Origin of the sequence: Paraburkholderia dinghuensis, from assembly GCF_003837865.1 — a bacterium.
Classification (GTDB): domain Bacteria; phylum Pseudomonadota; class Gammaproteobacteria; order Burkholderiales; family Burkholderiaceae; genus Paraburkholderia; species Paraburkholderia dinghuensis.
The window spans coordinates 85,690-108,137 of the sequence record NZ_RQIS01000018.1 but is presented as its reverse complement, the minus strand read 5'-3'; the positions used below and the strand labels follow the sequence as shown (position 1 = coordinate 108,137).

Here is a 22,448-nt window from a genome sequence, read left to right as displayed (position 1 = left end):
GGCCCCACCAGGCGCTGAAGATGAAAACCCCGGCTGAGGCATTCGCTTTAGCTGCTTAATCTGTGCAGGTTTCGCTGGGTCAATACATGCCTGTCTACTTCATTTTCGTCCAGGTACTAACCTCGATCGGCGCGCCGGCTTTTACAATCACTGCCGTTGCACAAACGTGCTGCAGGTCGCTCCATCGAACCACGCGCCCTTTCGAAAAACGGCGCGTTGCAGCGATTGTGGCTTGCGGTTTGCTGCGCGATCCACGTACGCCCGGCTTCGCGGGCGCGCATTGCGGCGTTTTGCCCCTCAAGCTTCCGTCGCACTCTGCCGTTCAGGGAATGATCGAAAAGCGTGGTTTCAGCAGCCGGTGGCGCCTGGAGACGCCTGCAATCGCCCCGATCTGCCCTTGCACGCTTTCGTACTGCTTCGAGTAAAAGATCAATGCCCACGAACCGTCACCGCATTCCCATCGCACCTCTTTTCGCACATTCCATGCCGACGTGCACCTCCGAGATGCCTGCACGCGCAGTCGCTCACCGCATTCTGGACGAACGCACGGGATCGATTGTCGTGACTGCCGCAGCCCAACCTGCCGACCCGGCTATTCACACCCACTGGCACAACGCGGACGCGCATACCCGATTCGAAGAGGCAGAGACGAAGGCGTGAGCGAATTGCATTGTATTCAGCGTGAGCGCGACAATGCACTCGACGACGCGCGTCTGAGCTCGAACCTGGCTGACCGGGTGTTTGAGTCGGTTGTCGAAGGCATCATGGTGACCGACCGCCACGGGAAGATCGAGCGTGTGAACGAGGCATTCAAGCGCCTCACCGGGTACTGCGAAGCAGAAGTGCTCGGCCGCGACCCCAGCCTCCTGAATTCCGGTCATCAGGACCCCGCCTTTTACAGGGATATGTGGCGCGCGCTGATGACTACGGGACGCTGGCAGGGGGAAATCTGGAATCGTCGTAAAAACGGCGAGTTGTACCTCGAATATCTGACGATCACTAGCGTGCGGGACAAGGATGGCGCCATCGCCCAGTACGCCGGAATCTTCTCCGATATCACCCACCGTCGACAGACGGAAGAGCGGCTTCGCTATCTCGCGACCCACGATGTGCTAACGGGTCTCGCCAACCGCGTGTTGTTCGAGGAACGTCTGGAGCGTGCCATCGTTCATGCCGAGCGGACCGGCGGCAGGTTTGCTGTTGCATACCTTGATCTCGACGGTTTGAAGCTCGTCAACGAAACGTTCGGCTATCAAACCGGCGATGACGTGTTGAAGGAGGTTGCCCAGCGCCTTCGGCAAGCCATCGGTCAGGGGAGCACGATCGCACGCCTCGGTGGCGACGAATTCGGTGTGATTCTGGAAGAATTCAACAGCCCGCGCGATGTCGGACAAGCAACGCGAACGATGCTCGATGCAGTCAATCGTCCGATTCATATCGACGGCCACGAAATATTCACCACATCTTGTCTTGGCATCAGCATGTGGCCGGACGACGGCAAGCAGGCCGCGCAATTGATGATATGCGCCGATCAGGCAATGTACGGTGCCAAAAGCCGCGGACGCGGCGTGTTCCAGTTCTTCGAGCGCAACATGACGTCAGCAGCCATGGCGCAACTGGAAACGTTAGGAGAGTTGCATCGGGCGCTTGAAAAAAACGAGTTTTGCCTCTTCTATCAGCCGCAGTATGCACTCGCAGGCAGACGCATGGTCGGCGTCGAGGCTCTGTTGCGCTGGCGTCATCCCCAGCGCGGGCTCGTGCCTCCAGGCGAATTCATTTCCATCATCGAACAATCTGCGCTCGTAATTCCACTCGGACGCTGGGTATTACGCGAGGCGTGCCGGCAGGCGCGCTGCTGGCTTGATGCCGGCCTCGAATTCGGGCGAGTCGCAGTGAATGTCTCGGCGCGGCAATTTCTCGACGATGGATTCCTGGCGGACTTGATCATAACGCTCGATGAGACCGGATTACCACCGGAGCGGCTGCAACTCGAACTCCTCGAAAGCATGGCGATGAACACGCGCAAGGAAATCGGCGCGCTGTTGCACGAACTTGTGACGCGACGCGTGAGCCTCGCCATCGACGATTTCGGTACCGGCTATTCGTCACTCGCCTACCTCAAGGATTTACCGGTCGACACGCTGAAGATAGACCGTTCGTTCCTCGCCGGCAGCGACGCGCAAAATCCGGATCGGGCGATCATTCGCGCGGTTGTGGCGATGGGACGTGCACTGAATCTCGACGTAGTGATGGAAGGTGTGGAGACCGAGGAACAACTCGCATTCCTGCAAGAGGCGGGCTGCAATCAGGTGCAGGGATACCTGCTGGCGAGACCACAGCCCGCAGAACAAGTCACTGCATGCATGCCGCGTGCAAGCAACGTGTGAGCGTTTCGCCGCGTGATATTCCCGAGACACTGGCCTTTGCTTAGCCCGGGAGTATCCTGCATCCGCCTTCGTAATATATCGTGCACACGCGTTGAATTTGCACATTCCAGGCATATAAATGAATATTCATATTCAAATCGCTCACGCGTAAGTGCCCTATTTTTTACGGATCAAATTACGCTTTCGAATTCACCATCAAACGCTTGATGTGCATCAACGCACATAAAAGCCAAACGTTTGGCACCACGCCACATCAGCACCCGCCTCGTTTTCCATAGTTAAATACAGGCACTGCGCACTTGGAAATTAATGTCGCGAGCTGTGGTGGCCGCGAATTACTGCAACACCAGTGATTTTCATATTATTTTCATTACGAAAATTACGCTTTAAAAAAGTAAGTACCTGAATTCGCGACGTAAGCGCCGTGGCCCGATTGCAGCCTCAGGGTTGAATCGATTTGCGGTGACAGGTGGAATATCTTTGATCGGACGACCGGAATACGGAGCCCCTAAAAAAGCAAATCCCGCCCGCGACATTCTTGATGCGAAGGAATATCGTGACAATGGGCAATTCCAGCGGCGATCTTGTCGTCAGCCTTCTTGAGCTTGATCGAAGCATACTGGAGGCGACGGATTTCCACGCCCTTGGCGGCGCTCTGGTCAAATGGGCGCATCGCGTTGGTCTCGCCGACGCGTGCGTTGTCGCCGAGGATGAGCAAGGCACGCTGCGTCCCGTGACGTCCAGTGGTCACGACATAAAGGCGCACGCCGACGAGGCGCGTCGCGCCACGCTGGATCCCGTCGCCAGCGATACGGCACCCGCTTACCGGGCATGGCAACTTCGACGGATCCAGACGGCCTCCCCATCCGGCAATTCGAGTGAAAGTGCCGCTTCTCAAGGGTGCGAGATTGCCTGGGTCCCGCTGGCACACGAGCAAACGTGCGTAGGGCTACTTTGTCTTTACAGCGCGGAGATCGAGCTATTCGCCCAGCCGGAATGGGCGGCCGCGCTAGCGCACATTGCCCTGATTGCAGGCGTCGCGCTGGACCGGATGCATCTGAACATCGAGCAAAGCCGCCTGCGCGAATTGTCGTTGCAGGATGCGCTAACCGGTCTGCCAAACATGACCGCACTTTCGCTCCACCTCGAACAGGCGACCGCCCGCGCATCGCGCGCGGAAATCCCGCTGGTGATCGGCTTGCTGGATCTCGACAAATTCAAGCCCATTAACGATCTGTTCGGTCATGAAGTCGGCGACGACGTCCTGCGAGAAATCGCCAGCCGCTTGCGTGAGGAGATCCGCACGAGCGACTTTGTCGCTCGCCGCAGTGGCGACGAGTTTGTCATCACGCTCGAGGGTGTTCGCGATCCCGAACACACGCTTCCCCCATTGCTGGAACGGTTGCATGCACGGCTCACCAGCCCCGTCACGATCGGTCAGATGTCGCTGCAATGCGGCATCAGTCTGGGTCTTTCAGTCTGGCCGGATCCCGACGCAGTAAATACCAGCGACCCCTTGTCTCAAGCTGACCGGGCCCTGCGTTCGATAAAGACTCGCACAGGCGAACACCAGAACTGGTGGGGTTGGGCTTCGTCGGATGACGCGCGGGAAAACCGCTCGACGCTCGACCGGCGTGGTGCCGATCCGTATGATCCCGCCTGGGCTCCAGAGATGGCCTCGCTCTCGGCTCAGCTCGAGCGCAATGCGGCCGCCATCGTCGAGGAATTTTATCGACGCCTCTCTCGCCTGACACACTGCAAGCAGATTCTCGACGCGTTGGACGAATCTGAATTGCAGCATCTTAAAGCGCAGCAAATACGCAATCTGTTCTCGCTTGCCGATCCCGGTTTGACCGAAGAGGCTCACCGCGTGACGGCGCTGCGTGTGGGGCGCATTCATGCGATGGTCGGCCTGAACCGTGAGGAACTCGTCCGCTGCCGAGGCATTCTCTCCGCCGCCGTCGATCGCCACCTCGCTCGATCGGTCAGCCGCGAAGCAACTCAGATCTTTGCGCGTCGGCTCAATCGCGATCTCGCCTTTCAGTCGGAAGCCTACCAGCGACTGGAGGACGAACGACGTGAAGCGCTTTCCAGAATCGCACGCGTGACATGGAGCAGCGAGAGCTACGCGGACCTCATTGCCCAGATTGTCGACATACTCGGCTCGTGCGACGAAGTCGCGGGATGTTCGATCACGAGGCCGGACGGTCGCGGTGTATTTCGAGTCGAGTCCGCAAAGGGGCGCATTCTCGCCGGTCCACAACCCGAATTCGAGGCAGACGGCCTGGGCTTGCCGCGAGACCTGCCTCTACCGACTGCCGCGTGGCATACCGGCAAGATAGTGCGGAGCGTAAGCATCTCGACTGACGAGAACATGGCGGTGTTGCGTCCGGTAGCGCGCCGCCTGGGGCTTCGTTCGAGCGTATCGATTCCCCTGCTCCTGTCCGAAGGCATTCCGTTTGCGATTCTTACACTGCACAGCGCGTTTCCAGGCGGTTTTTCGTCGATCGAGCAGGAGGCATTCATCGACCTGCTGCAGACTCTGCTTGCGCTCGCGATTGGTCGCTTCGCGAGCGACGAAGGCACGGCCAGCGCAATTCCGGAATCGACACGCAGACGCTGGAGGGCTTTGCTGCGAACCGACGCGCTTCAGATGCACTGCCAACCCATCGTAGACCTGCGAACAGGCCGCGTAATAAAGGTGGAAATGCTTGCGCGTCTTGCCGAAGGATCGCGCCTGTTGACGCCGTACGAATTCTTTCCCGCCCTCAGGCCCGACGACTTCCTCGAGCTCTACAAATACGGACTGAATTTCGCTCTATCGCAGCGCGAGAAGTGGCTTCGGACCGGCTTTGATCTCGCTGTATCGCTTAACCTGCCCTCGAGCGCGCTCCTCGACATTCGCTATTTCGAAGCGACACGCGATGCGCTAGCCGAACATGGCAGCCCGGCCCACCGGTTGACGCTCGAGCTTCTCGAAAGCGAAGCGCTTCCTCGCGACGCGGGCATAACGTTCGCGCTGGAGCGTTTCATGTCGCTTGGCGTCATTTTCGCGGAGGACGATCTCGGCTCGGGTCACAGCAGTCTTTCACGACTGCGCGAGTTGCCGTTCGACTGGATCAAGATCGACCGGAGCATCGTCAAGTTTTCGGGCCAGGATGTCGCCACGGTCCTCAGCTTCATCTACCAGTTGACGCGTCTCGGTCACTCGCTGGGAAAATCGGTGATTGTGGAGGGCGTCGAGAGCGAGGCGTTACTCGAAGCATGCCGCCTGCTCAACGTCGACGCCGCTCAGGGCTATGTGATTGCCAAACCAATGCCGGTAGATGATCTGACCGCGTGGATGGTCAGGCGGTCTGTGCTGGCAAATGGGGCTCATCGACCGACAAGCTCGCTGGGCAAGGTCGCGCAACTCCTGATGTGGGAAGAGCGACTGCACCTCGCCGAAGGCCAGGTGCGCAGCGACAGTCACTTTGCGGACGTAGAGCGGACGCACTACGATTCGCGACGCGAGCCGATGGACGAAACGCTTTCGGCAACGTTCTCCCTTGAGGGGCTTTTTGGCAGTCTCTTCCCGCACCTTGATACAGGCCTGGTTCACGACGCGGTGATGGTGCGCGAACTGGTCAACACGGCGCACCAGCATGGTTTGCGCAGTGGCGCGTATCATGCGGCGCGGCAACGCTTCGTATCAGCTTTGAACTGCTAACGCTGAAGGCTGCAAACTAACGAGGTTCTAACCAGGAGCCCCGTTTAATCGACCGCGATTCCGGCGCCTCGCACACCTGCCTCGCGCGATACAAGGCTTGGACGCCGGTCACGCTTTCTGCTCCCGCAGAACTTGACGCAAACGCGGCATAGCACTTACCGCCCCGAACTTGTTGTTCGCCGCGGACACATTTCATCTACAGGATCGAGCCGGCACATCAGGGCATTCCCGCACTTCCGTGGATTTACTTGACATCTAAAGTAAATCGCCATACATTGAAGCTACGGAATGAACGAGGGAGCGAACATGCGCATTGCCTGTATCGGCGGTGGACCCGCCGGCCTGTACTTCGGCCTGTTGATGAAGCGCCGTCACCCCGGCTACGAAATTACGGTGATCGAGCGAAACCGCCCTTATGACACGTTCGGCTGGGGCGTGGTGTTTTCCGATCAGACACTCGGCAACCTGAAGGCGAACGACCCCGAAACCGCAGACGAAATCCTCGACGCGTTCAATCACTGGGACGACATTGAGATTCACTTCGGCGGCCGCACGATGCGCTCGTCCGGTCATGGTTTCTGCGGAATCGGCCGCAAGCGTCTCCTGAACATTCTGCAAGCGCGCTGCGAGGCGCTCGGCGTAAAGCTTGTGTTCGAAAGCCAGTGCACGGACGACGACATCGGCGACGCCGATCTCATCATTGCGAGTGACGGCCTGAACAGCGCCACCCGCCAGAAATACGCCGCCACGTATCAGCCCGACATCGACCTGCGCGATTGCCGATTCGTTTGGCTCGGCACGTCGAAACTCTTCGACGCATTTACTTTCGCATTCGAAAAAACCGAATGGGGCTGGTTCCAGGCACACGCCTATCGTTTCGACGACAACACGTCCACGTTCATCGTCGAAACGCCTGAACACGTCTGGCGCGCGGCGGGCCTCGACACCATGAGCAAGGAAGACAGCATCGCGTTCTGCGAAAAGCTCTTCGCTCGTTATCTGGACGGCCATGCCCTGCGCTCGAACGCCGACCACCTGCGCGGCTCCGCGCAATGGATCCGTTTTCCGCGCGTCGTCAATCGCGAATGGGTGCACTGGAAGCCCCGCGCGGACGGCGGCCAGACGCCGGTCGTGCTGATGGGCGACGCGGCCCATACGGCGCACTTCTCCATCGGCTCCGGCACGAAGCTCGCGCTCGAAGACTCGATCGAACTCGCCAATAGCCTGGATGCGCATCCGGGCGATCTGCGCGGCGCGCTGACTCACTATACGAGCGTGCGCAGCGTGGACGTACTGCGGATCCAGAACGCAGCGCGCAACTCGACGGAATGGTTCGAGCATGTCGACCGCTATGCAAAGTTCGAACCCGAACAGTTCGCCTATTCGCTGCTCACGCGTTCGCAGCGCATTTCGCACGAGAATCTGCGCGAGCGCGATGCAGACTACGTCCGCGGCTTCGAGTCGTGGCTTGCAGCCCGGGCGGGCATGGGCGAGCGTGCCGTTCCTCCTATGTTCACGCCTTACACCGTGCGGGGCGTCACGTTGAAGAATCGCGTGCTGGTGTCGCCGATGGCGCAGTACTCGGCACGCGACGGCATACCGGGCGATTATCACCTCATGCATCTGGGCGCACGCGCGATGGGCGGCGCCGGACTCGTCATGACGGAAATGACCTGTGTTTCCCCGGAGGCGCGCATCACACCGGGGTGCCCGGGAATGTATTCGACTGAACAGCGCGACGCGTGGCGCCGCATCGTCGATCTCGTGCACGCGCAATCCGATGCGAAGATCGGCATTCAGCTCGGTCACTCGGGCGCGAAAGGTTCGACGCGCGTCGCGTGGGAAGGCATCGATCAACCACTGCAGGACGGAAACTGGAGGCTCGTGTCAGCTTCGCCGCAACAATACCTGCGAGGCGTGAGCCAGTGGTCGCATGAGGCGAGCGTCGATGAACTCGGCGAGATCGAGGCGCAATTCGTGCGCTCGACAAGGATGGCAGCCGAAGCGGGTTTCGACTGGCTCGAACTGCACTGCGCGCACGGCTACCTGCTGTCGAGTTTTCTTTCGCCGCTCACGAACCAGCGCACGGACCAATATGGCGGGTCGCCCGAAAACCGCCTGCGCTTCCCGTTGCAGGTATTCGCGGCCATTCGTGAAGTGTGGCCGCAGGACAAGCCGATTTCCGTGCGGATCTCGGCACACGACTGGGTCGAAGGCGGCATTACGCCGGACGACGCCGTCGAGATCGCGCGCGCTTTCAAGGCAGCGGGCGCGGACATGATCGATGTCTCGTCGGGTCAGGTGAGCAAGGACGAACGCCCGGTCTATGGCCGCATGTTCCAGACGCCGTTCGCCGACCGCATCCGCAACGAGGCTGGCATTCCGACCATCGCAGTCGGTGCGATCTCGGAAGCCGATCACGTCAACAGCATCATCGCGGCGGGCCGCGCCGACCTGTGCGCCGTCGCGCGTCCGCATCTTGCGAATCCTTCGTGGACACTTACTGAAGCCGCGAAAATCGGTTATTTCGACGTCATGTGGCCACGTCAGTACACGGCAGCCAAGACGCAGCTCGAACGCAACATCGAGCGTGAGCGCGCCACGGCCGCGGCCAGCGCGAAACTCTCGCCGCTCGAACGCGCGCAGCGCGCGGAAGGAACCGTGTGAACATGAACGGCCAACCCCTCTCCGGTCAGCATGCCGTGGTCACCGGCGGCGGCAGCGGCATCGGCGCTGCAATCGCGGCCGCCCTGCTGCACGCGGGCGCACGCGTCACGCTGATGGGCCGCGACGCCGCGCGCCTCGAAGCCCAGCGGGCGACACTCGGCGGCGGTGAAAACGTGGCGTGCGTGAGCGTCGACATCACCGACGAAGCCGCGGTCAACGCCGCGTTTGCCCATGCAGTCGAGGGCCTCGGCGTGATCGACATCCTCGTCAACAACGCCGGCCAGGCCCAGGCCGCGCCGTTCGCGCAAACGGATCTCGCACTGTGGCGGCGCATGCTCGACGTGAACCTGACCGGCGCGTTCCTCTGCACGCGGGCCGTGCTGCCCGCGATGATCGGCCAAAAGCGCGGGCGTATCGTCACCGTCGCGAGCACGGCGGGCCAGGTCGGCTATCCCTACGTGGCTGCGTATTGCGCGTCGAAGCATGGCGTGATCGGCATGACCCGCGCGCTTGCACTCGAAGTCGCCACACAAGGCGTGACGGTCAACGCGGTGTGTCCTGGCTACACGGAAACCGAGCTATTGCATGCGTCGATCGAACAGATCACGCGCAAGACGTCGCGCAGCGAAGCGGAGGCACGTAACATCCTCGTGCGCCACAACCCGCAGCAACGCTTCGTCGCGCCCGACGAAGTCGCTAACGCCGTGCTGTGGCTCTGCGCGCCCGGTTCGTCCGCGATCACGGGGCAGTCCATATCCGTTTCCGGTGGAGAAATCACATGACCTCGAGTGCGTCCACTCGCAAGACGGCCGCTGCGAAGACGCCGCGCAAAGGCGTCGCCAATCCGGCTGAGAACGTCGTCGACATGGAGATGAGCACCGGCGCCGACAGCCACATGGGCCTGCGCCTGTGGCTGCGCCTGCTCACGACGACGAACCTGGTGCAGACCGAGCTGCGTCGGCGATTGCGCGTCGAATTCGACACGACGTTGCCCCGCTTCGACCTCATGGCGCAGCTCGAGCGACATCCCGAAGGCCTGCGCATGACCGAGCTTTCGCGCCGCATGATGGTCACGGGCGGCAATGTCACGGGCATCACCGATCAGCTCGAGAAAGAAGGCCTTGTCGTCCGCGACGCGGATCCCGCTGATCGCCGCTCGATCGCGGTGCGCCTCACGCCCGAAGGACGCGCACTCTTCGACCGCATGGCGATCGCGCACGAGCAATGGGTGGTCGAGATGTTCGGCGGCCTGTCGCTCGACGAAAAGTCGAAGATGCATGACCGCCTCGGCAAGCTCAAGCAACATCTGCGCGACAGCCTGCAAGGCTGAAACGGCGCGCACGGACGGGTACGAGACCGGAGTGGGCGCTAAAGCGCTAACTCCTGTCGACAGCTTTGCATGGGACCGGAGTAAGTGCTGAAGCACTAACTCCGGTCGACAAACGGAGACAGCTATCTTGACCACATCGACACCCTCTGGCGCCGACGCCCTCTTCGCCGGCAACCGCGTCACGCTCGCCGGCTATCGCGCGCAACACTTCGAGTGGGCGGTGGAAGGCCGCGTCGCGACGATCACACTCAATCGTCCCGAGCGCAAGAATCCGCTCACGTTCGAATCCTATGCGGAACTGCGCGATCTGTTTCGCCAGCTCGCCTATGCCACGGACATCAAAACCGTCGTGCTGCACGGCGCAGGCGGCAATTTCTGCTCGGGCGGCGACGTACACGACATCATCGCGCCGCTAACCAGTCTGACGATGCCCGAACTGCTGCTGTTCACGCGCATGACCGGCGATCTCGTCAAGGCCATGCGGCATTGCCCGCAGCCGATCATCGCCGCCGTCGACGGCGTTTGCGCAGGTGCAGGCGCCATCCTCGCGATGGCGTCCGACATGCGCTACGCCACCGCGCGCAGCAAGCTCGCATTCCTCTTCACGCGCGTCGGCCTCGCCGGTTGCGATATGGGCGCCTGCTCGATCCTGCCGCGCATCATCGGGCAAGGACGAGCAGCCGAACTGCTGTACACGGGCCGCTCGGCCAGCGGCGAGGAAGGCCACGCCTGGGGTTTCTACAACCGTCTGTGCGACCCCGACACGCTGCTCGCCGATGCGCAGAATCTCGCTGCCGATCTCGCCGCGGGCCCGACGTTTGCGCACGGCATCACGAAGACGATGCTGCATCAGGAATGGACCATGAGTATCGACGAGGCCATCGAATCCGAAGCGCAGGCTCAGGCCATCTGCATGGCGACACGCGATTTTGACCGCGCCTACGAAGCGTTCGCCGCCAAGACCCGTCCGGTATTCGAGGGAGACTGATTTGAACGCCGCAACTGATATCAACCTGCACGACGCGCTCGCCTGGCCGTTCTTCGAGGACCGCCACCGTGCGCTTGCCACCGGCATCGAAGCGTGGGCGCGCGAGCATCTCGCCCACGTGTCGCACGACGATGTCGACGCGACCTGCCGCTCACTCGTGCGCAAGCTCGGCACAGCGGGCTGGCTGCGCTACGGCGTGGGCGGCACCGCTTACGGCGGCCACGGCGATACGATCGACACGCGTGCCGTGTGCATCCTGCGCGAGACGCTCGCGAAGCACTGCGGTCTCGCCGATTTTGCGCTTGCGATGCAAGGACTGGGTTCGGGCGCCATCTCGCTCGCGGGTAACGACGCGCAGAAATCGCGCTATCTGCCGCGTGTGGCGAACGGCGAAGCGCTCGCCGCATTCGCTCTTTCGGAACCCGAAGCAGGCTCGGACGTCGGTGCCATGGCGCTGGCGGCACGCGTAGATGGCGACGACTACGTCCTCGACGGCGAAAAGACCTGGATCTCGAACGGCGGCATCGCAGACTTTTATGTGGTGTTCGCGCGTACGGGCGAGGCGCCCGGATCGCGCGGCATCAGCGCGTTTGTCGTCGACGCCGATACGCCGGGGCTCGAAATCGCGGAACGCATCGACGTCATCGCGCCGCATCCGCTCGCGCGCCTGCGTTTTGCCGGTGCGCGCGTGAAGCGCAGCCAGATGCTGGGCGTGCCGGGCGAAGGCTTCAAGATTGCGATGCGCACGCTCGACATTTTCCGCACCTCGGTGGCGGCTGCATCGCTTGGTTTTGCGCGTCGTGCGCTGGCGGAAGGTCTCGCGCGCGCTGCGTCGCGCAAGATGTTCGGGCATACGCTCGGCGATTTTCAGTTGACCCAGGCAAAGCTCGCCCAGATGGCACTGACGATCGACAGCAGCGCCCTCCTCGTCTATCGCGCAGCATGGTTGCGCGATCAGGGCGAGAGCGTCACGCGCGAAGCCGCGATGGCGAAGTGGCACGCGAGCGAGGGAGCACAACAGGTGATCGACGCTGCTGTCCAGCTCTGGGGCGGCATGGGCGTACAAAGCGGCAATACCGTCGAGACGCTCTATCGCGAGATTCGCTCGCTGCGCATCTACGAAGGCGCCACCGAAGTGCAGCAACTCATCGTCGGGCGCGACCTGCTCAAGGAACACGCCGCCGCGCAGGCGTAATGCGCGCGCGGTCTGGAACGTCACTCATTGAACTGAACGACACATGAAAAAAGCACTCCTTCCCGAAGGCTGGATCAAGCCGCGCGGCTACGCAAACGGCGTTGCAGCATCCGGCACGCAGGTCTATATCGCTGGTCAGATCGGCTGGGACGAAAACGCGCGCTTCACGAGCCGCGAGTTCGGCGCACAAGCCGTGCAGGCACTCCGCAATATCGTCGCTGTGCTCGAAGCCGCAGGCGGCAAGCCCGAGCACCTCGTGCGCATGACCTGGTACGTTACGGACAAACGCGAATACCTCGACGCGCTCAAGGAAATCGGCGCGTCTTTTCGCGAGCTGATCGGCGATTACGACATCGCGATGAGCGCGGTCCAGGTGGTCGCGCTGGTCGAAGACGAGGCCAAGGTGGAAATCGAGGCGACGGCTGTCATTCCCGATACCGCACGCGCCGCCTGATCAAGCAACAGCAAAGCTGCAGCAGACAGCTCCAGAACCCTGAATGGAGACGCTATGCAACCGACCGCCCATGTCGATACCTTCGCGCGCGATCATTTGCCGCCCGAAAATCAATGGCCCGTGCTGCTGCTCGACAATCCCGATGTCACGTATCCGGCGCGCCTGAATTGCGCGGCCGAACTGCTCGACCGTGCAATCGAAGCCGGCCACGGCGATCGTCCTGCGATATGGTCCGATATCGACGGCACACCTCACGCCACGAGTTACATGGAGTTGCGTGCGCTCGTCGACCGGAGCGCGCATGTCCTCGTCGAAGACATGGGGCTGCAACCGGGAAATCGCGTGCTCCTGCGCGGCCCGAATACGCTGCAGATGAGCGTGGCGTTGCTCGCGGCGCTAAAGGCAGGACTCGTGGTCGTGCCGACGATGCCGCTTCTGCGCGCAAAGGAACTCAAGCAATTCATCGACAAGGCGCAGATCGTTGCCGCGTTGTGCGACGTGCGGCTCGCCGACGAACTGTCGCGCTGTACCGATCCCGCCGATGAATTCTTCTGCGCGGACCTGCAGCAGGTGCGCTACTTCCACGACGACGCACCAGAAAGTCTGGAATCGCTGGCTGCGGGCAAACCGGCAGCATTTACGGCATGCGATACCGCGAGCGACGACGTGTGCCTCATCGCCTTCACGAGCGGCACGACCGGCACGCCGAAGGGGTGCATGCATTTTCATCGCGACGTGCTGGCGATGTGCGATCTGTTTCCCCGCCATGTGCTCAAGCCCACTGCCGATGACGTCTTTTGCGGCACGCCGCCGCTTGCGTTCACGTTCGGTCTCGGTGGCTTGCTGTGTTTCCCGCTGCGCGTTGGGGCGTCAACGGTGCTGGTCGAAAAACTCACACCTGCGCTGCTGCTACAGATCGTAGAACGCTATCGCGCGACGATCATGTTCACTGCACCCACGTTCTACCGGCAAATGGCGCCGCTTGTGAAAGACCACGACATTTCCAGTCTGCGAAAGACGGTCTCCGCGGGCGAGGCGCTACCGCAGGCGACACGCGATCTCTGGCGTGACGCGACGGGAATCGAAATGATCGACGGAATCGGCGGCACGGAGATGATCCATATTTTCATCTCCTCGGCGGGAGCCGATGTGCACGCCGGGTCGATTGGCAAGGCGGTGCCTGGGTACGAAGTGCAGGCGCTCGACGACTCGCTCCAGCCGGTGGCACCAGGCGTCACGGGCCATCTGGCGGTGCGCGGACCGACGGGCTGTCGCTATCTGGCCGACGAGCGGCAGATGAAATTCGTGCGCAGCGGCTGGAATTTACCCGGCGACGCCGTTTCGATCGACGCAGACGGCTACGTGTTTTATCAGGCGCGCGCCGACGACATGATCGTTTCGTCCGGCTACAACATCGCCGGACCGGAGGTCGAGACGGTACTGCTGCAGCATCCGGCAGTGGCGGAGTGCGGCGTGATCGGCGCGCCCGACGATCTGCGTGGCCAGGCGGTGAAGGCATTCGTGGTGCTGCGTCCGGGTTTTACCGGCGATGACGCCATGGTGAGCGAGTTGCAGAAATTCGTGAAAAACGCCGTCGCGGCGTATAAGTATCCGCGCATCATTACTTTTATTAATGCGCTACCGCGTACGGAAACCGGCAAGCTCAAGCGTGCGGCGCTACGGGCGATGTGATTCGTGGGGGAGCGTTTTCGCTCCCCGTTTTTTTCTCCTGCGCTGGCCCAGTTGAGCGTATTCGATATGACGATTCACGCGGCAGCAGCGCTAAAGTCCGGTGTTTTTACTTTCAAGATTTAAGTGCCAAAACAAAATAAGCCAATTAATAATCCAACGTAATACGAATAATTTCAAACGGACTACGACTGGATGTTCAATCCGATTCGGGCCGTCATCACGCAATTTTCTCAACCCATTGAGTTCGCCATCCGGGCGCCTCAAAGGAATCCGCAAAATACTGGGTCTCGCGCACGACCTTGCCGTTGTGAAACTCCATGATGCTCACGACGTACGACGCGCGGTTCATATAGGTAATCGTGTATTCCGTGATCCAGAGATTCCCGTTACCCTGGATACGCCTGATATCGAACCCTGATGGCGCATCCGGATGATGGCTTCGCAGCGCCTGCAAATTGATTCTTCCGACGATTCGTTCGCCTGATTGCGGATATTCGCAGATCGCTCCGTCGTCGTAAATGTCGTGTTCCGCGCTCAGATCGCCAGCCGCCGACGCGCGCCAGTGCGCGTCCAGTGCGTCGCGTATTTGTTTCTCCTGCATGGCACACCTCCCGATCTAATTCATTGACCTCGTGATTGCAGCTCCATGCGCTTGCGCTGCAAAAACCGACGCACGGCCGGATCGCGCTCGAGGCCAATCGCGAGATCGTACGCGCCGAGCGCTTCGGCCGTCTCACCGGCTCGCGCGAGCAGATCGGCGCGCGCGGCCCAGTACGGCTGGTAATCGGCCAGCCGCGAATCGTCGGCATACGGCTCCAGCGCGTCGAGCGCCGCCTGCGGGCCATCGCGTTCCGCGAGCGCGACGGCGCGATTCACCGCGACCACGGGCGACGCCGCAATCGCGAGCAACGCATCATAGAGCTGCACGACCTCGTCCCAGTTCGGGCGACGCGTCCGGCAACGGTGCACGTGCGCCGACTGCAGTGCAGCCTCGAGCTGAAAGCGCCCAATTGCGTTGAATGCGTTCGCACGCCGCAATAGTGCGTCGGCTGCGTCGATCATCGGCGCGTTCCATGTGCCCGGGTCCTGGGCCGACAGCGGAACGTAATCACCAGCCGCATCGCGTCGAGCATCGCGCCGCGCCTGCGCGTACAGCATGAGTGCGAAGAGACCCTGCGGCTCCGGCTCATCGGGCAGCAATTCGACGAGAAGTTGTGCAAGAAATAGCGCCTCGCCAGCAAGATCACGCCGTACGGTATCGCTGCCGACCGGGTCGGCCCACCCTTCCGCATACGCCGCATAGACCGCTTCCAGCACCGCAGCGAGCCGGCCGGGCAACTCGTCGCGTTCGGGCACGCTGAACGGAATGCCCGCTTCGCGAATCTTGTTCTTCGCCCGCACGAGGCGCTTGCTCATCGCGGCGGGCGACATCAGGAACGCGGACGCGATCGTCTTCGTTTCAAGCCCCAGCACCACCTGCAGCATCAGCGGTGTGCGAATCGCGACGTCGAGCGCCGGGTGCGCGCACGCGAACAGCAGCGCAAGCCGCCGGTCAGGCAAAACGCCGCTTTCACGCTCGTCGATCTCATCGGCGAGGATCGCGAGCTGGTTCGCCACTTCGTCGCCGATATGGCGATGACGCGCGCCGTCGATCGCCCGGCGGCGCGCTACCGTCATTAGCCACGCTTCGGGATTCGCGGGGCAGCCGCGCGCTGGCCAGTCCGCAAGCGCGACCGCGAACGCGTCGGCCAGCGCGTCCTCGGCCGCGGCGACATCGCGCGTGCGCATGGCCAGCAGCGCGACGAGCTTGCCGTAACTGCGGCGGGCGACCGCCTCCGCAATCGACTGCGCTGCATCGTCGACATCACGGCCGCCGCCGGACTGACTCATCCCGCAGATCGCGCTTCGTAGGGCGCCGTCCAGACGGGGCGCACTTCCATGCTTCCGTGCCCAGCACCCGGACAACGCGACGCCCACGTAATCGCCGCGTCCAGGTTGGGCACGTCGATCAGGTAGTACCCGGCGAGCTGCTCTTTCGAATCGGAAAACGGTCCGTCGAGCACTTGCGGCTTGCCGTCGACGAGCCGCACCGTGGTGGCCGTGCTCGAGTGCTGCAGCCGGTTGGCGCCCACGAGCGCTTCCGCCTTTTGCAACGATTCGGTGTACGCGTGGTACGCGGCAACGCCTTGCTGCCGCTCGCTGTCGGTCATCTGGTTCCAGCGGTCTTCTTCCGAATAGATCATCAAGAGATATTGCATTTGATCCTCCATCATGGGATTGAGGCGGGTGAATGACATCGGGCCGCCCATCACAATGACGGTCGGGCCGCATGTTGACGGACAGGCGGCGTCGAAAAAAATCGTGGATGACGCGCTCGCCTGATTCATTCGCTTTCGTTGACGACCCTGCAAACGGCAACTTTCGGCGAGCCTGCCATGACCCGGTGTGTGACTCTCGCTTGCACCGCAGCATTGCGGACCGCATCAAACCCTGATTCCCGCAGGTAGCCATCGCCCGGAATCAAACTTAAGCACCGGTCGGCCGGTGAGCCAATTGCGCTTCTGTCACAATAGCGTTTTGCCATTTCGCTGACGTGCCGCCGGCAACGCAGCACAACTGACCTTTTCGTCGATGCGTTTTTTCGGAATCAGCCTTTACGTCATCATCGCCCTGTTCTTTGCGGTGCATGCCATCCGCACCCGCCAGAACATGTACTGGATGTTGATCCTGTTTCTTTTCCCGGGCCTTGGCAGTCTGGTCTACTTCTTCGCCATTTACTTGCCGTCGTTGCGTGAGTCGCGTGGTGCAAGGAGCGCGACGAGGGCCATCTCGCAGATCGTCGATCCTAACCGGGCCGTTCGCGAGGCTCGCAACGATTTCGATCGCGCGCCGACCGTCGCGCATCGCATGCGGCTCGGCGCAGCGCTGCTCGATGCCGGAAAAGCTGCCGAAGCCCTGGAGCATTACCAGGCCGCGGCCGTTGGCCCGTTCTCAACCGATCCAGCCCTGCTCGAGGGGCTCGCGCGTGCGCAGTTCGCCACCGGCGACGCTTCCGCCGCCCAGGTCACGCTGGAGAAACTGTTCGCCGCCCATCCCATCGCCCGCCGGCAACCCGTGCCCGCCTTGCTGTACGCGCGGGCTCTGGCCACGATGAGCGCACCCGGCACACGCGCCGCATTCGAGACGGCACTTGCCAGCGCAAGCGACGCTGCGCCCCGTTGCCTGTTCGCCGATTGGCTCATGGCGCAGCCTGACGATGCCGACCGTCGGCGTGCGCGCGAACTTTACGCGGAAATCGTGCACGACGCGAAGCATTGGCCGCGCCACGCCCGCGAACACAACAGCGAATGGCTGCAACGGGCCCAGGCCGGCCTGAGTCGATAACGCACGAGTGAGAGCGGCAAAGCAGGAGACTTTCGGCGAGACGAGGCTGGAAAGCGCCAGCGTCCCTGTCACGGCAGCAAACCGGAATTGCCTGATCGATCGCCCTTATCCGCCGACGCACCCCACTTTCGCAACGGAAACAGGTGACGCTCGCGCTTCGGCGCGCCGGCACCGATCACGCCGAACTCGACGGGAACCTTCGTGTAGAACACGTGGACGCCTTCGACCTGCACGAGTGCCAGCAAACGCGCAGCTTCGTCCGCAGTCAAGGCAAGCACAATCTGCACCGGTTGGTCGTAAACCCGGAAGGCATGAGGCGCATGGTGTGCACCCGCGTGGCCGGTGCCTTCGGCGCAATCGATCACGGTTGCGCCCCTTACGCCCAGCCTGCGCGCTTCGGACAACAGCCAGTCGCAGATCGCCTGATGCCCGTGGCGGCGGTTTCGTTCTGTATAGAACGTGAGCTGGTAGCCATTCATAACGCCTCCCGCAACCGAAACCAGGCGCAAGTGCCGCAAGGCTGCGCGGCACCGCTCTCATCTTTTACATGCTAGACCACGCGGCGCCCGTCCATGTTTCCACCCGGAAACCCGGAAAAAGAGCCGTCCGTCGTGCAATCTAGTGCGCCTCCCCGCCCGAACCGACGAATTCCAGGCGCTGCTGCGAAGCATCGAAGCGACAGACGATCTTCGCGCCCTCCTTCACGTCGCCCTTGAGCATCGCCTTGGCCAGTTCGTTTTCCACCATCTGCTGAATCTGGCGGCGCAATTCCCGCGCGCCGAATTCGGGCCGGTAGCCAACGGCCGCGAGGTGATCGACGACGCTATCGTCGAACGTCAGCTCGATATCCTGGCTATGCGCCATCCGCTGCACCTGGTTGAGCAGCAGATGCACGATCGAGCGCATTTCGCCATCGGTGAGCGGCTGAAACACGATGATTTCGTCGATGCGATTCAGAAACTCCGGCCTGAAATGCTGGCGCAGTTCGGTCAGCACGGCGTTCTGTGTGGACGCCTCGCCATTCGAGAGAAACCCGGGGCCCGAACGTTTCTGACCGGAAACCACGTCCGAACCCAGATTGCTGGTCGCTATGACGACGGTGTTGCTGAAATCCACGACGCGGCCCTTGCCGTCCGTGAGCCGTCCGTCGTCGAATACCTGGAGCAGCACGTTGTAGACATCGGAATGGGCTTTTTCGATCTCGTCGAGCAGGATCACGCAATAGGGTCGACGGCGCACGCGTTCCGTGAGTTGTCCGCCCTCGTCGTAACCGACGTAGCCCGGCGGCGAACCAATGAGTCTCGACACCGCGTGGCGCTCCATGTACTCGCTCATGTCGATGCGGACGATCGCGTCCTCGTCGCCGAACACGACCTCCGCGAGCGCCTTCGCCAGTTCCGTCTTCCCCACACCGGTCGGTCCGAGGAACAGAAACACTGCAGTCGGCCGCCTGCCGCGCCGCAATCCGGCGCGTGAGCGGCGCACCGCGTCGCTCACTGCGACGATCGCCTTTTCCTGGCCAATCACTCGCTCGTGCAGCCGTTTCTCCATTTCGAGCAGACGTGTGCGTTCTTCGGCGGTGAGTTGCGTGACCGGCACGCCCGTCAGCTTAGAGACGATCTCCGCGATGTGCTCGGTCGTCACGTCCGAGGTCACGGAGCCGAGACGGCTCTTCCACTCGGAGGTGGCTTCGGACAAGGCTTTTTCCTTGTTCGCAACAGGCTCGTCTAACGCATGTGCCCGCTCGAAATTCTTGCGCGTCGCTGCGTAGTCCTGCTCGCGCCGTAATTGCGCCAGTTCCGCTTCGAGTTCGAGGATCGCTGCGGGCCGCGACGTTGCCGAAAGGTGAACGCGTGCCGCCGCCTGATCGATGAGATCAATCGCCTTGTCGGGCAGGAAGCGCCCCGTCACGTATCGGTCGGACAGTTCGGCGGCCGCGACGAGCGCATCGTCGCGGATCGTGACGCGGTGGTGCACTTCGAGCTTGTCGCGAAGGCCGCGCAGGATGTTGATCGTCTGATCGACGCTCGGCTCCGACACAAACACGGGCTGGAATCGGCGCTCCAGTGCTGCATCCTTTTCGATGTACTTCTGATATTCGGCGAGCGTCGTCGCGCCGATCAGGTTCAATTCGCCGCGTGCCATCGCCGGCTTGAAGACATTGGCGATATCGAGGCCGCCTTCGCCGCCGCCTTGACCCGCGCCGACGATCATGTGCACTTCGTCGATGAAAAGCACCAGCGTATCGCGCTGCGCGGAAATTTCCTCCATCACCTGCTTCACGCGCTCTTCGAATTCGCCGCGGTATTTGGCACCCGCGATCAGTCCGTTCACGTTCAGTTCGACAAGCCGCCGTCCCCGCAGCGATTCCGGTACATCGCCGTTGAGCATGCGCTGCGCAAGGCCTTCCGCGATGGCGGTTTTGCCCACCCCCGGTTCGCCGATCAAGACCGGATTATTCTTGCGCCGCCGCGCGAGCACCTCGACAACCGTTTCAATCTCGCTGGAGCGCCCGATGACGGGATCGAGCTTGCCCTCGCCCGCGAGTGCCGTCAGGTCGCGGCTGTACTGGTCAAGTTGTGGCGTAGCGCTCACGCCCTTCGCGGCCGCCCGTTCGCGCTTGTCGCCTTCGGCCTCGACGAGCCGCTGCAGCACCTTCTGCGGCGTGACGCCGTAACGCCCAAGCAAATGGCTGGCGAAGCTGTCTTGCACCTGCGAGAGTCCGAACACGAGGTGTTCGGGCGCGACATAACTATGTCCAAGTTCGCGCGAGACGAGAAACGCGCGGTCGATCGCGCTTTTAAGGCGAGGAGAGACGGCCATACGCCCCTCGTCGACGGCTTGCGGCGGTTCGCGCTTCTGCGCGTTCGCGTCAATATACGCTCGCACGTCGTCGGGTTCGATGCCGAGGCGCTTGAGCATCGCGACACCCGCCTCATTGCCGGCGATCTCGTACAACAAGTGTTCCGTATCGACCTCGCGCCTGCCGAACTGCATCGCACGTTCGGCGGCACGCTGCAGCAATTCGCGTGCGACGTCGCTCAAATAACGTTCGACGACGGCACTGTCGCCAGTTTCCATGGCCTGCTGCATGCCTTGCGGCGCAGCATCTTCTTGCTGTTGCGCGCCGCGGAACAGCGCTTCGAGCGGGCTCAGCGTGCGCTGATGGCGCGTCAGTTGCGCGTAGTGATAATCGCAAACGTCGAGATTGCGCCGCATGCCGTCCTGCAACACGGCGATCCGAACCGTCGCCGGACGCACGCCGCAAATGTCGCAGTTGAACTGAGCCATTTCGTCTCCTCGAGAGCATCGCGCCGTGTGTACGGTCGCCCGCTCCCCGGACGACGCAGCGTACCGGTCAGGCGCATGAAAGCCAAAAGCAGTCGCCGTTGCGAAGTTCACCTGACATCGTAGCGTTTAATCGCAAGCCGTGCCGACCTGCTGCCGAGCCACTTCGATGGGACGAAAAACACGCCGGGAGCGTGCGGCGACGCGCGTCTGGGGAAGCGCGCTCAGGCCGCGGCCTTCCTTTCCTTGATCCACTCGGAGAGCAGTGTTGACGACACGGCCAGAATCACCGGTCCGATAAAGAGCCCGACGATGCCGAACGCAAACATGCCCCCAAGCACGCCGGAAAGGATCAGCAACATCGAGAGGTTGACACCGCGTTTAATGAGGAGGGGGCGCAACAGCTTGTCGACCAGTTCGACAATCACGTACCAGACCAGCAGCAGGACAGCCGCGAGATGAGCGTCGTGCATGAAGAGCCAGACGACACCGCCGAGCATTGGCAAAATCGGTCCGATCTGCGCAAGACACATCATGAGCAGCACCGCGGTCAACACGCCGGCACCCGGCACGCCGGCGAACCACAGGCCGATCCCGCCGAGCGCCGACTGAATCACGGCCGTAACGACGATGCCGAGCGCGACCGCACGAACCGACGCGCCGGCAAGGCGCACCGCTTCGGTACCGTGGCTCGGCGATACGCGGTCCGCAAAGCGCATGACATACGCGCCCGCCTGCTCGCCCTGTGCGTAGAGCACGCCCGTGATGATCACGGTGATGAACATGTGAATGACGAACACGCCCACCGATGCGGCATGCGTGATCAACCAGTGCGCCGCGATCGACACATACGGTTCGAGTTGCGCGAGCATGCCGCCCGTGCCTGCGTCCGAGAGTGACTGCCACTTGCTGGCGATGCCCTTGCCGACCACCGGCAAGTCGCGGACCCAGTCTGGCGGCGGCGCGAGCGCGTAGTCGGGGAGAGCCGTGACCAGCTTCATGATGTCGCCGCCGTGCTGCGCTAGCGTGGAAATCGCTTCGTAGAGTGGCAGGACGATCACGAAGAGCAGAATCAGCAGCATGATCAGCGTGGCCAGCCAGCGACGATTGCCGCAACGGCGCTCGATGGCCAGCAACACCGGCCAGGTCGCGACGACGATCGTCGTCGCCCAGATGAGTCCGGGGAGAAACGGCCGCATCACGTAGAGGGTTCCGATCGTCAACGCACAGAGAATCGCGACGACGAACAGGGTGCGGGCAATATCCGGAGTTTCTTGTGGCTTCACGGCGTTTTCCTCGCGGCGAGCAGCCACGCTGGTCGATGAACAAGATAGCCGATGGTCTCTCCCCTCGG

Annotated in this window: 16 protein-coding genes; 10 read left to right on the top strand and 6 right to left on the bottom strand. The window is 62.1% G+C overall.

Annotation, left to right across the window (positions count from 1 at the left end; translation table 11 throughout):
• Positions 1-656 precede the first annotated feature (656 nt).
• From D1Y85_RS22010 to D1Y85_RS21970, 9 genes are all read left to right on the top strand, one after another.
• Complete coding sequence (locus tag D1Y85_RS22010; protein ID WP_246025010.1) at positions 657-2,387, top strand: putative bifunctional diguanylate cyclase/phosphodiesterase; 1,731 nt, start codon at positions 657-659, stop codon at positions 2,385-2,387.
• Between the two features lie 562 nt (positions 2,388-2,949).
• The gene (locus D1Y85_RS22005; protein WP_185219070.1) at positions 2,950-6,096 is read left to right on the top strand and encodes an EAL domain-containing protein; all 3,147 of its coding nucleotides are present in this window, start codon (positions 2,950-2,952) and stop codon (positions 6,094-6,096) included.
• Between the two features lie 306 nt (positions 6,097-6,402).
• Complete coding sequence (locus D1Y85_RS22000; RefSeq protein WP_124153193.1) at positions 6,403-8,763, top strand: bifunctional salicylyl-CoA 5-hydroxylase/oxidoreductase; 2,361 nt, start codon at positions 6,403-6,405, stop codon at positions 8,761-8,763.
• A 2-nt stretch (positions 8,764-8,765) separates the two neighbouring features.
• The gene (locus tag D1Y85_RS21995) at positions 8,766-9,545 is read left to right on the top strand and encodes an SDR family NAD(P)-dependent oxidoreductase (protein WP_124153185.1); all 780 of its coding nucleotides are present in this window, start codon (positions 8,766-8,768) and stop codon (positions 9,543-9,545) included.
• Entirely contained in the window at positions 9,542-10,093 is a 552-nt protein-coding gene (locus D1Y85_RS21990) for a MarR family winged helix-turn-helix transcriptional regulator (protein ID WP_124153184.1), read from the top strand. Before D1Y85_RS21995 ends, D1Y85_RS21990 begins: the two co-directional genes overlap by 4 nt.
• A 127-nt stretch (positions 10,094-10,220) precedes the next feature.
• Positions 10,221-11,081 (top strand): enoyl-CoA hydratase family protein, encoded by an 861-nt coding sequence (locus tag D1Y85_RS21985; RefSeq protein ID WP_124153183.1) that lies wholly within the window; start codon positions 10,221-10,223, stop codon positions 11,079-11,081.
• 1 nt (position 11,082) lies between these two features.
• Positions 11,083-12,276, top strand: coding sequence for an acyl-CoA dehydrogenase family protein (locus tag D1Y85_RS21980; protein WP_124153182.1), 1,194 nt, complete (start codon positions 11,083-11,085; stop codon positions 12,274-12,276).
• Between the two features lie 43 nt (positions 12,277-12,319).
• Positions 12,320-12,730, top strand: coding sequence for a RidA family protein (locus D1Y85_RS21975; RefSeq protein ID WP_124153181.1), 411 nt, complete (start codon positions 12,320-12,322; stop codon positions 12,728-12,730).
• 54 nt (positions 12,731-12,784) lie between these two features.
• Complete coding sequence (locus tag D1Y85_RS21970) at positions 12,785-14,422, top strand: AMP-binding protein (RefSeq protein ID WP_124153180.1); 1,638 nt, start codon at positions 12,785-12,787, stop codon at positions 14,420-14,422.
• Positions 14,423-14,639: 217 nt separating this feature from the next.
• On the opposite strand, the gene D1Y85_RS21965 is transcribed toward D1Y85_RS21970, so the two are convergent.
• The 3 genes from D1Y85_RS21965 to D1Y85_RS21955 are packed head-to-tail and all read right to left on the bottom strand — an operon-like array spanning position 14,640 to position 16,680.
• On the bottom strand, positions 14,640-15,023 hold the full coding sequence (locus D1Y85_RS21965) for a nuclear transport factor 2 family protein (RefSeq protein ID WP_124153179.1): 384 nt from the start codon (positions 15,021-15,023) through the stop codon (positions 14,640-14,642).
• Positions 15,024-15,043: 20 nt separating this feature from the next.
• Complete coding sequence (locus D1Y85_RS21960; RefSeq protein ID WP_124153178.1) at positions 15,044-16,312, bottom strand: RNA polymerase sigma factor; 1,269 nt, start codon at positions 16,310-16,312, stop codon at positions 15,044-15,046.
• Complete coding sequence (locus D1Y85_RS21955) at positions 16,309-16,680, bottom strand: YciI family protein (RefSeq protein ID WP_124153177.1); 372 nt, start codon at positions 16,678-16,680, stop codon at positions 16,309-16,311. Before D1Y85_RS21955 ends, D1Y85_RS21960 begins: the two co-directional genes overlap by 4 nt.
• Positions 16,681-17,053: 373 nt before the next feature.
• Between D1Y85_RS21955 and D1Y85_RS21950 the strand changes: the two genes are divergently transcribed.
• Positions 17,054-17,806, top strand: a complete 753-nt coding sequence (locus tag D1Y85_RS21950) for a tetratricopeptide repeat protein (protein WP_124153176.1) — start codon at positions 17,054-17,056, stop codon at positions 17,804-17,806.
• A 68-nt stretch (positions 17,807-17,874) separates the two neighbouring features.
• Here D1Y85_RS21950 and D1Y85_RS21945 read toward each other — a convergent pair whose 3' ends face one another.
• The 3 genes from D1Y85_RS21945 to ydiK all read right to left on the bottom strand — a co-directional run bounded on the left by D1Y85_RS21945 (position 17,875) and on the right by ydiK (position 22,380).
• Positions 17,875-18,285: a DUF190 domain-containing protein gene (locus D1Y85_RS21945; RefSeq protein ID WP_124153175.1), complete on the bottom strand. Its 411-nt coding sequence runs from the start codon at positions 18,283-18,285 to the stop codon at positions 17,875-17,877.
• 139 nt (positions 18,286-18,424) lie between these two features.
• Positions 18,425-21,097, bottom strand: coding sequence for an ATP-dependent Clp protease ATP-binding subunit (locus D1Y85_RS21940; protein WP_124153174.1), 2,673 nt, complete (start codon positions 21,095-21,097; stop codon positions 18,425-18,427).
• A gap of 221 nt (positions 21,098-21,318) precedes the next feature.
• Positions 21,319-22,380 (bottom strand): AI-2E family transporter YdiK, encoded by a 1,062-nt coding sequence (gene ydiK / locus D1Y85_RS21935; protein ID WP_246025009.1) that lies wholly within the window; start codon positions 22,378-22,380, stop codon positions 21,319-21,321.
• Positions 22,381-22,448 lie beyond the last annotated feature (68 nt).

What these genes read in the sequence shown, in the direction of transcription:
- D1Y85_RS22005 (WP_185219070.1), top strand. Translation starts at nt 2,950, where the DNA reads ATGGGCAATTCCAGCGGCGATCTTGTCGTCAGCCTTCTTGAGCTTGAT.
- D1Y85_RS22000 (WP_124153193.1), top strand. Translation starts at nt 6,403, where the DNA reads ATGCGCATTGCCTGTATCGGCGGTGGACCCGCCGGCCTGTACTTCGGC.
- D1Y85_RS21995 (WP_124153185.1), top strand. Translation starts at nt 8,766, where the DNA reads ATGAACGGCCAACCCCTCTCCGGTCAGCATGCCGTGGTCACCGGCGGC.
- D1Y85_RS21990 (WP_124153184.1), top strand. Translation starts at nt 9,542, where the DNA reads ATGACCTCGAGTGCGTCCACTCGCAAGACGGCCGCTGCGAAGACGCCG.
- D1Y85_RS21975 (WP_124153181.1), top strand. Translation starts at nt 12,320, where the DNA reads ATGAAAAAAGCACTCCTTCCCGAAGGCTGGATCAAGCCGCGCGGCTAC.
- D1Y85_RS21970 (WP_124153180.1), top strand. Translation starts at nt 12,785, where the DNA reads ATGCAACCGACCGCCCATGTCGATACCTTCGCGCGCGATCATTTGCCG.
- D1Y85_RS21965 (WP_124153179.1), bottom strand. Translation starts at nt 15,023, where the DNA reads ATGCAGGAGAAACAAATACGCGACGCACTGGACGCGCACTGGCGCGCG.
- D1Y85_RS21960 (WP_124153178.1), bottom strand. Translation starts at nt 16,312, where the DNA reads ATGAGTCAGTCCGGCGGCGGCCGTGATGTCGACGATGCAGCGCAGTCG.
- D1Y85_RS21955 (WP_124153177.1), bottom strand. Translation starts at nt 16,680, where the DNA reads ATGCAATATCTCTTGATGATCTATTCGGAAGAAGACCGCTGGAACCAG.
- D1Y85_RS21950 (WP_124153176.1), top strand. Translation starts at nt 17,054, where the DNA reads ATGCGTTTTTTCGGAATCAGCCTTTACGTCATCATCGCCCTGTTCTTT.
- D1Y85_RS21945 (WP_124153175.1), bottom strand. Translation starts at nt 18,285, where the DNA reads ATGAATGGCTACCAGCTCACGTTCTATACAGAACGAAACCGCCGCCAC.
- D1Y85_RS21940 (WP_124153174.1), bottom strand. Translation starts at nt 21,097, where the DNA reads ATGGCTCAGTTCAACTGCGACATTTGCGGCGTGCGTCCGGCGACGGTT.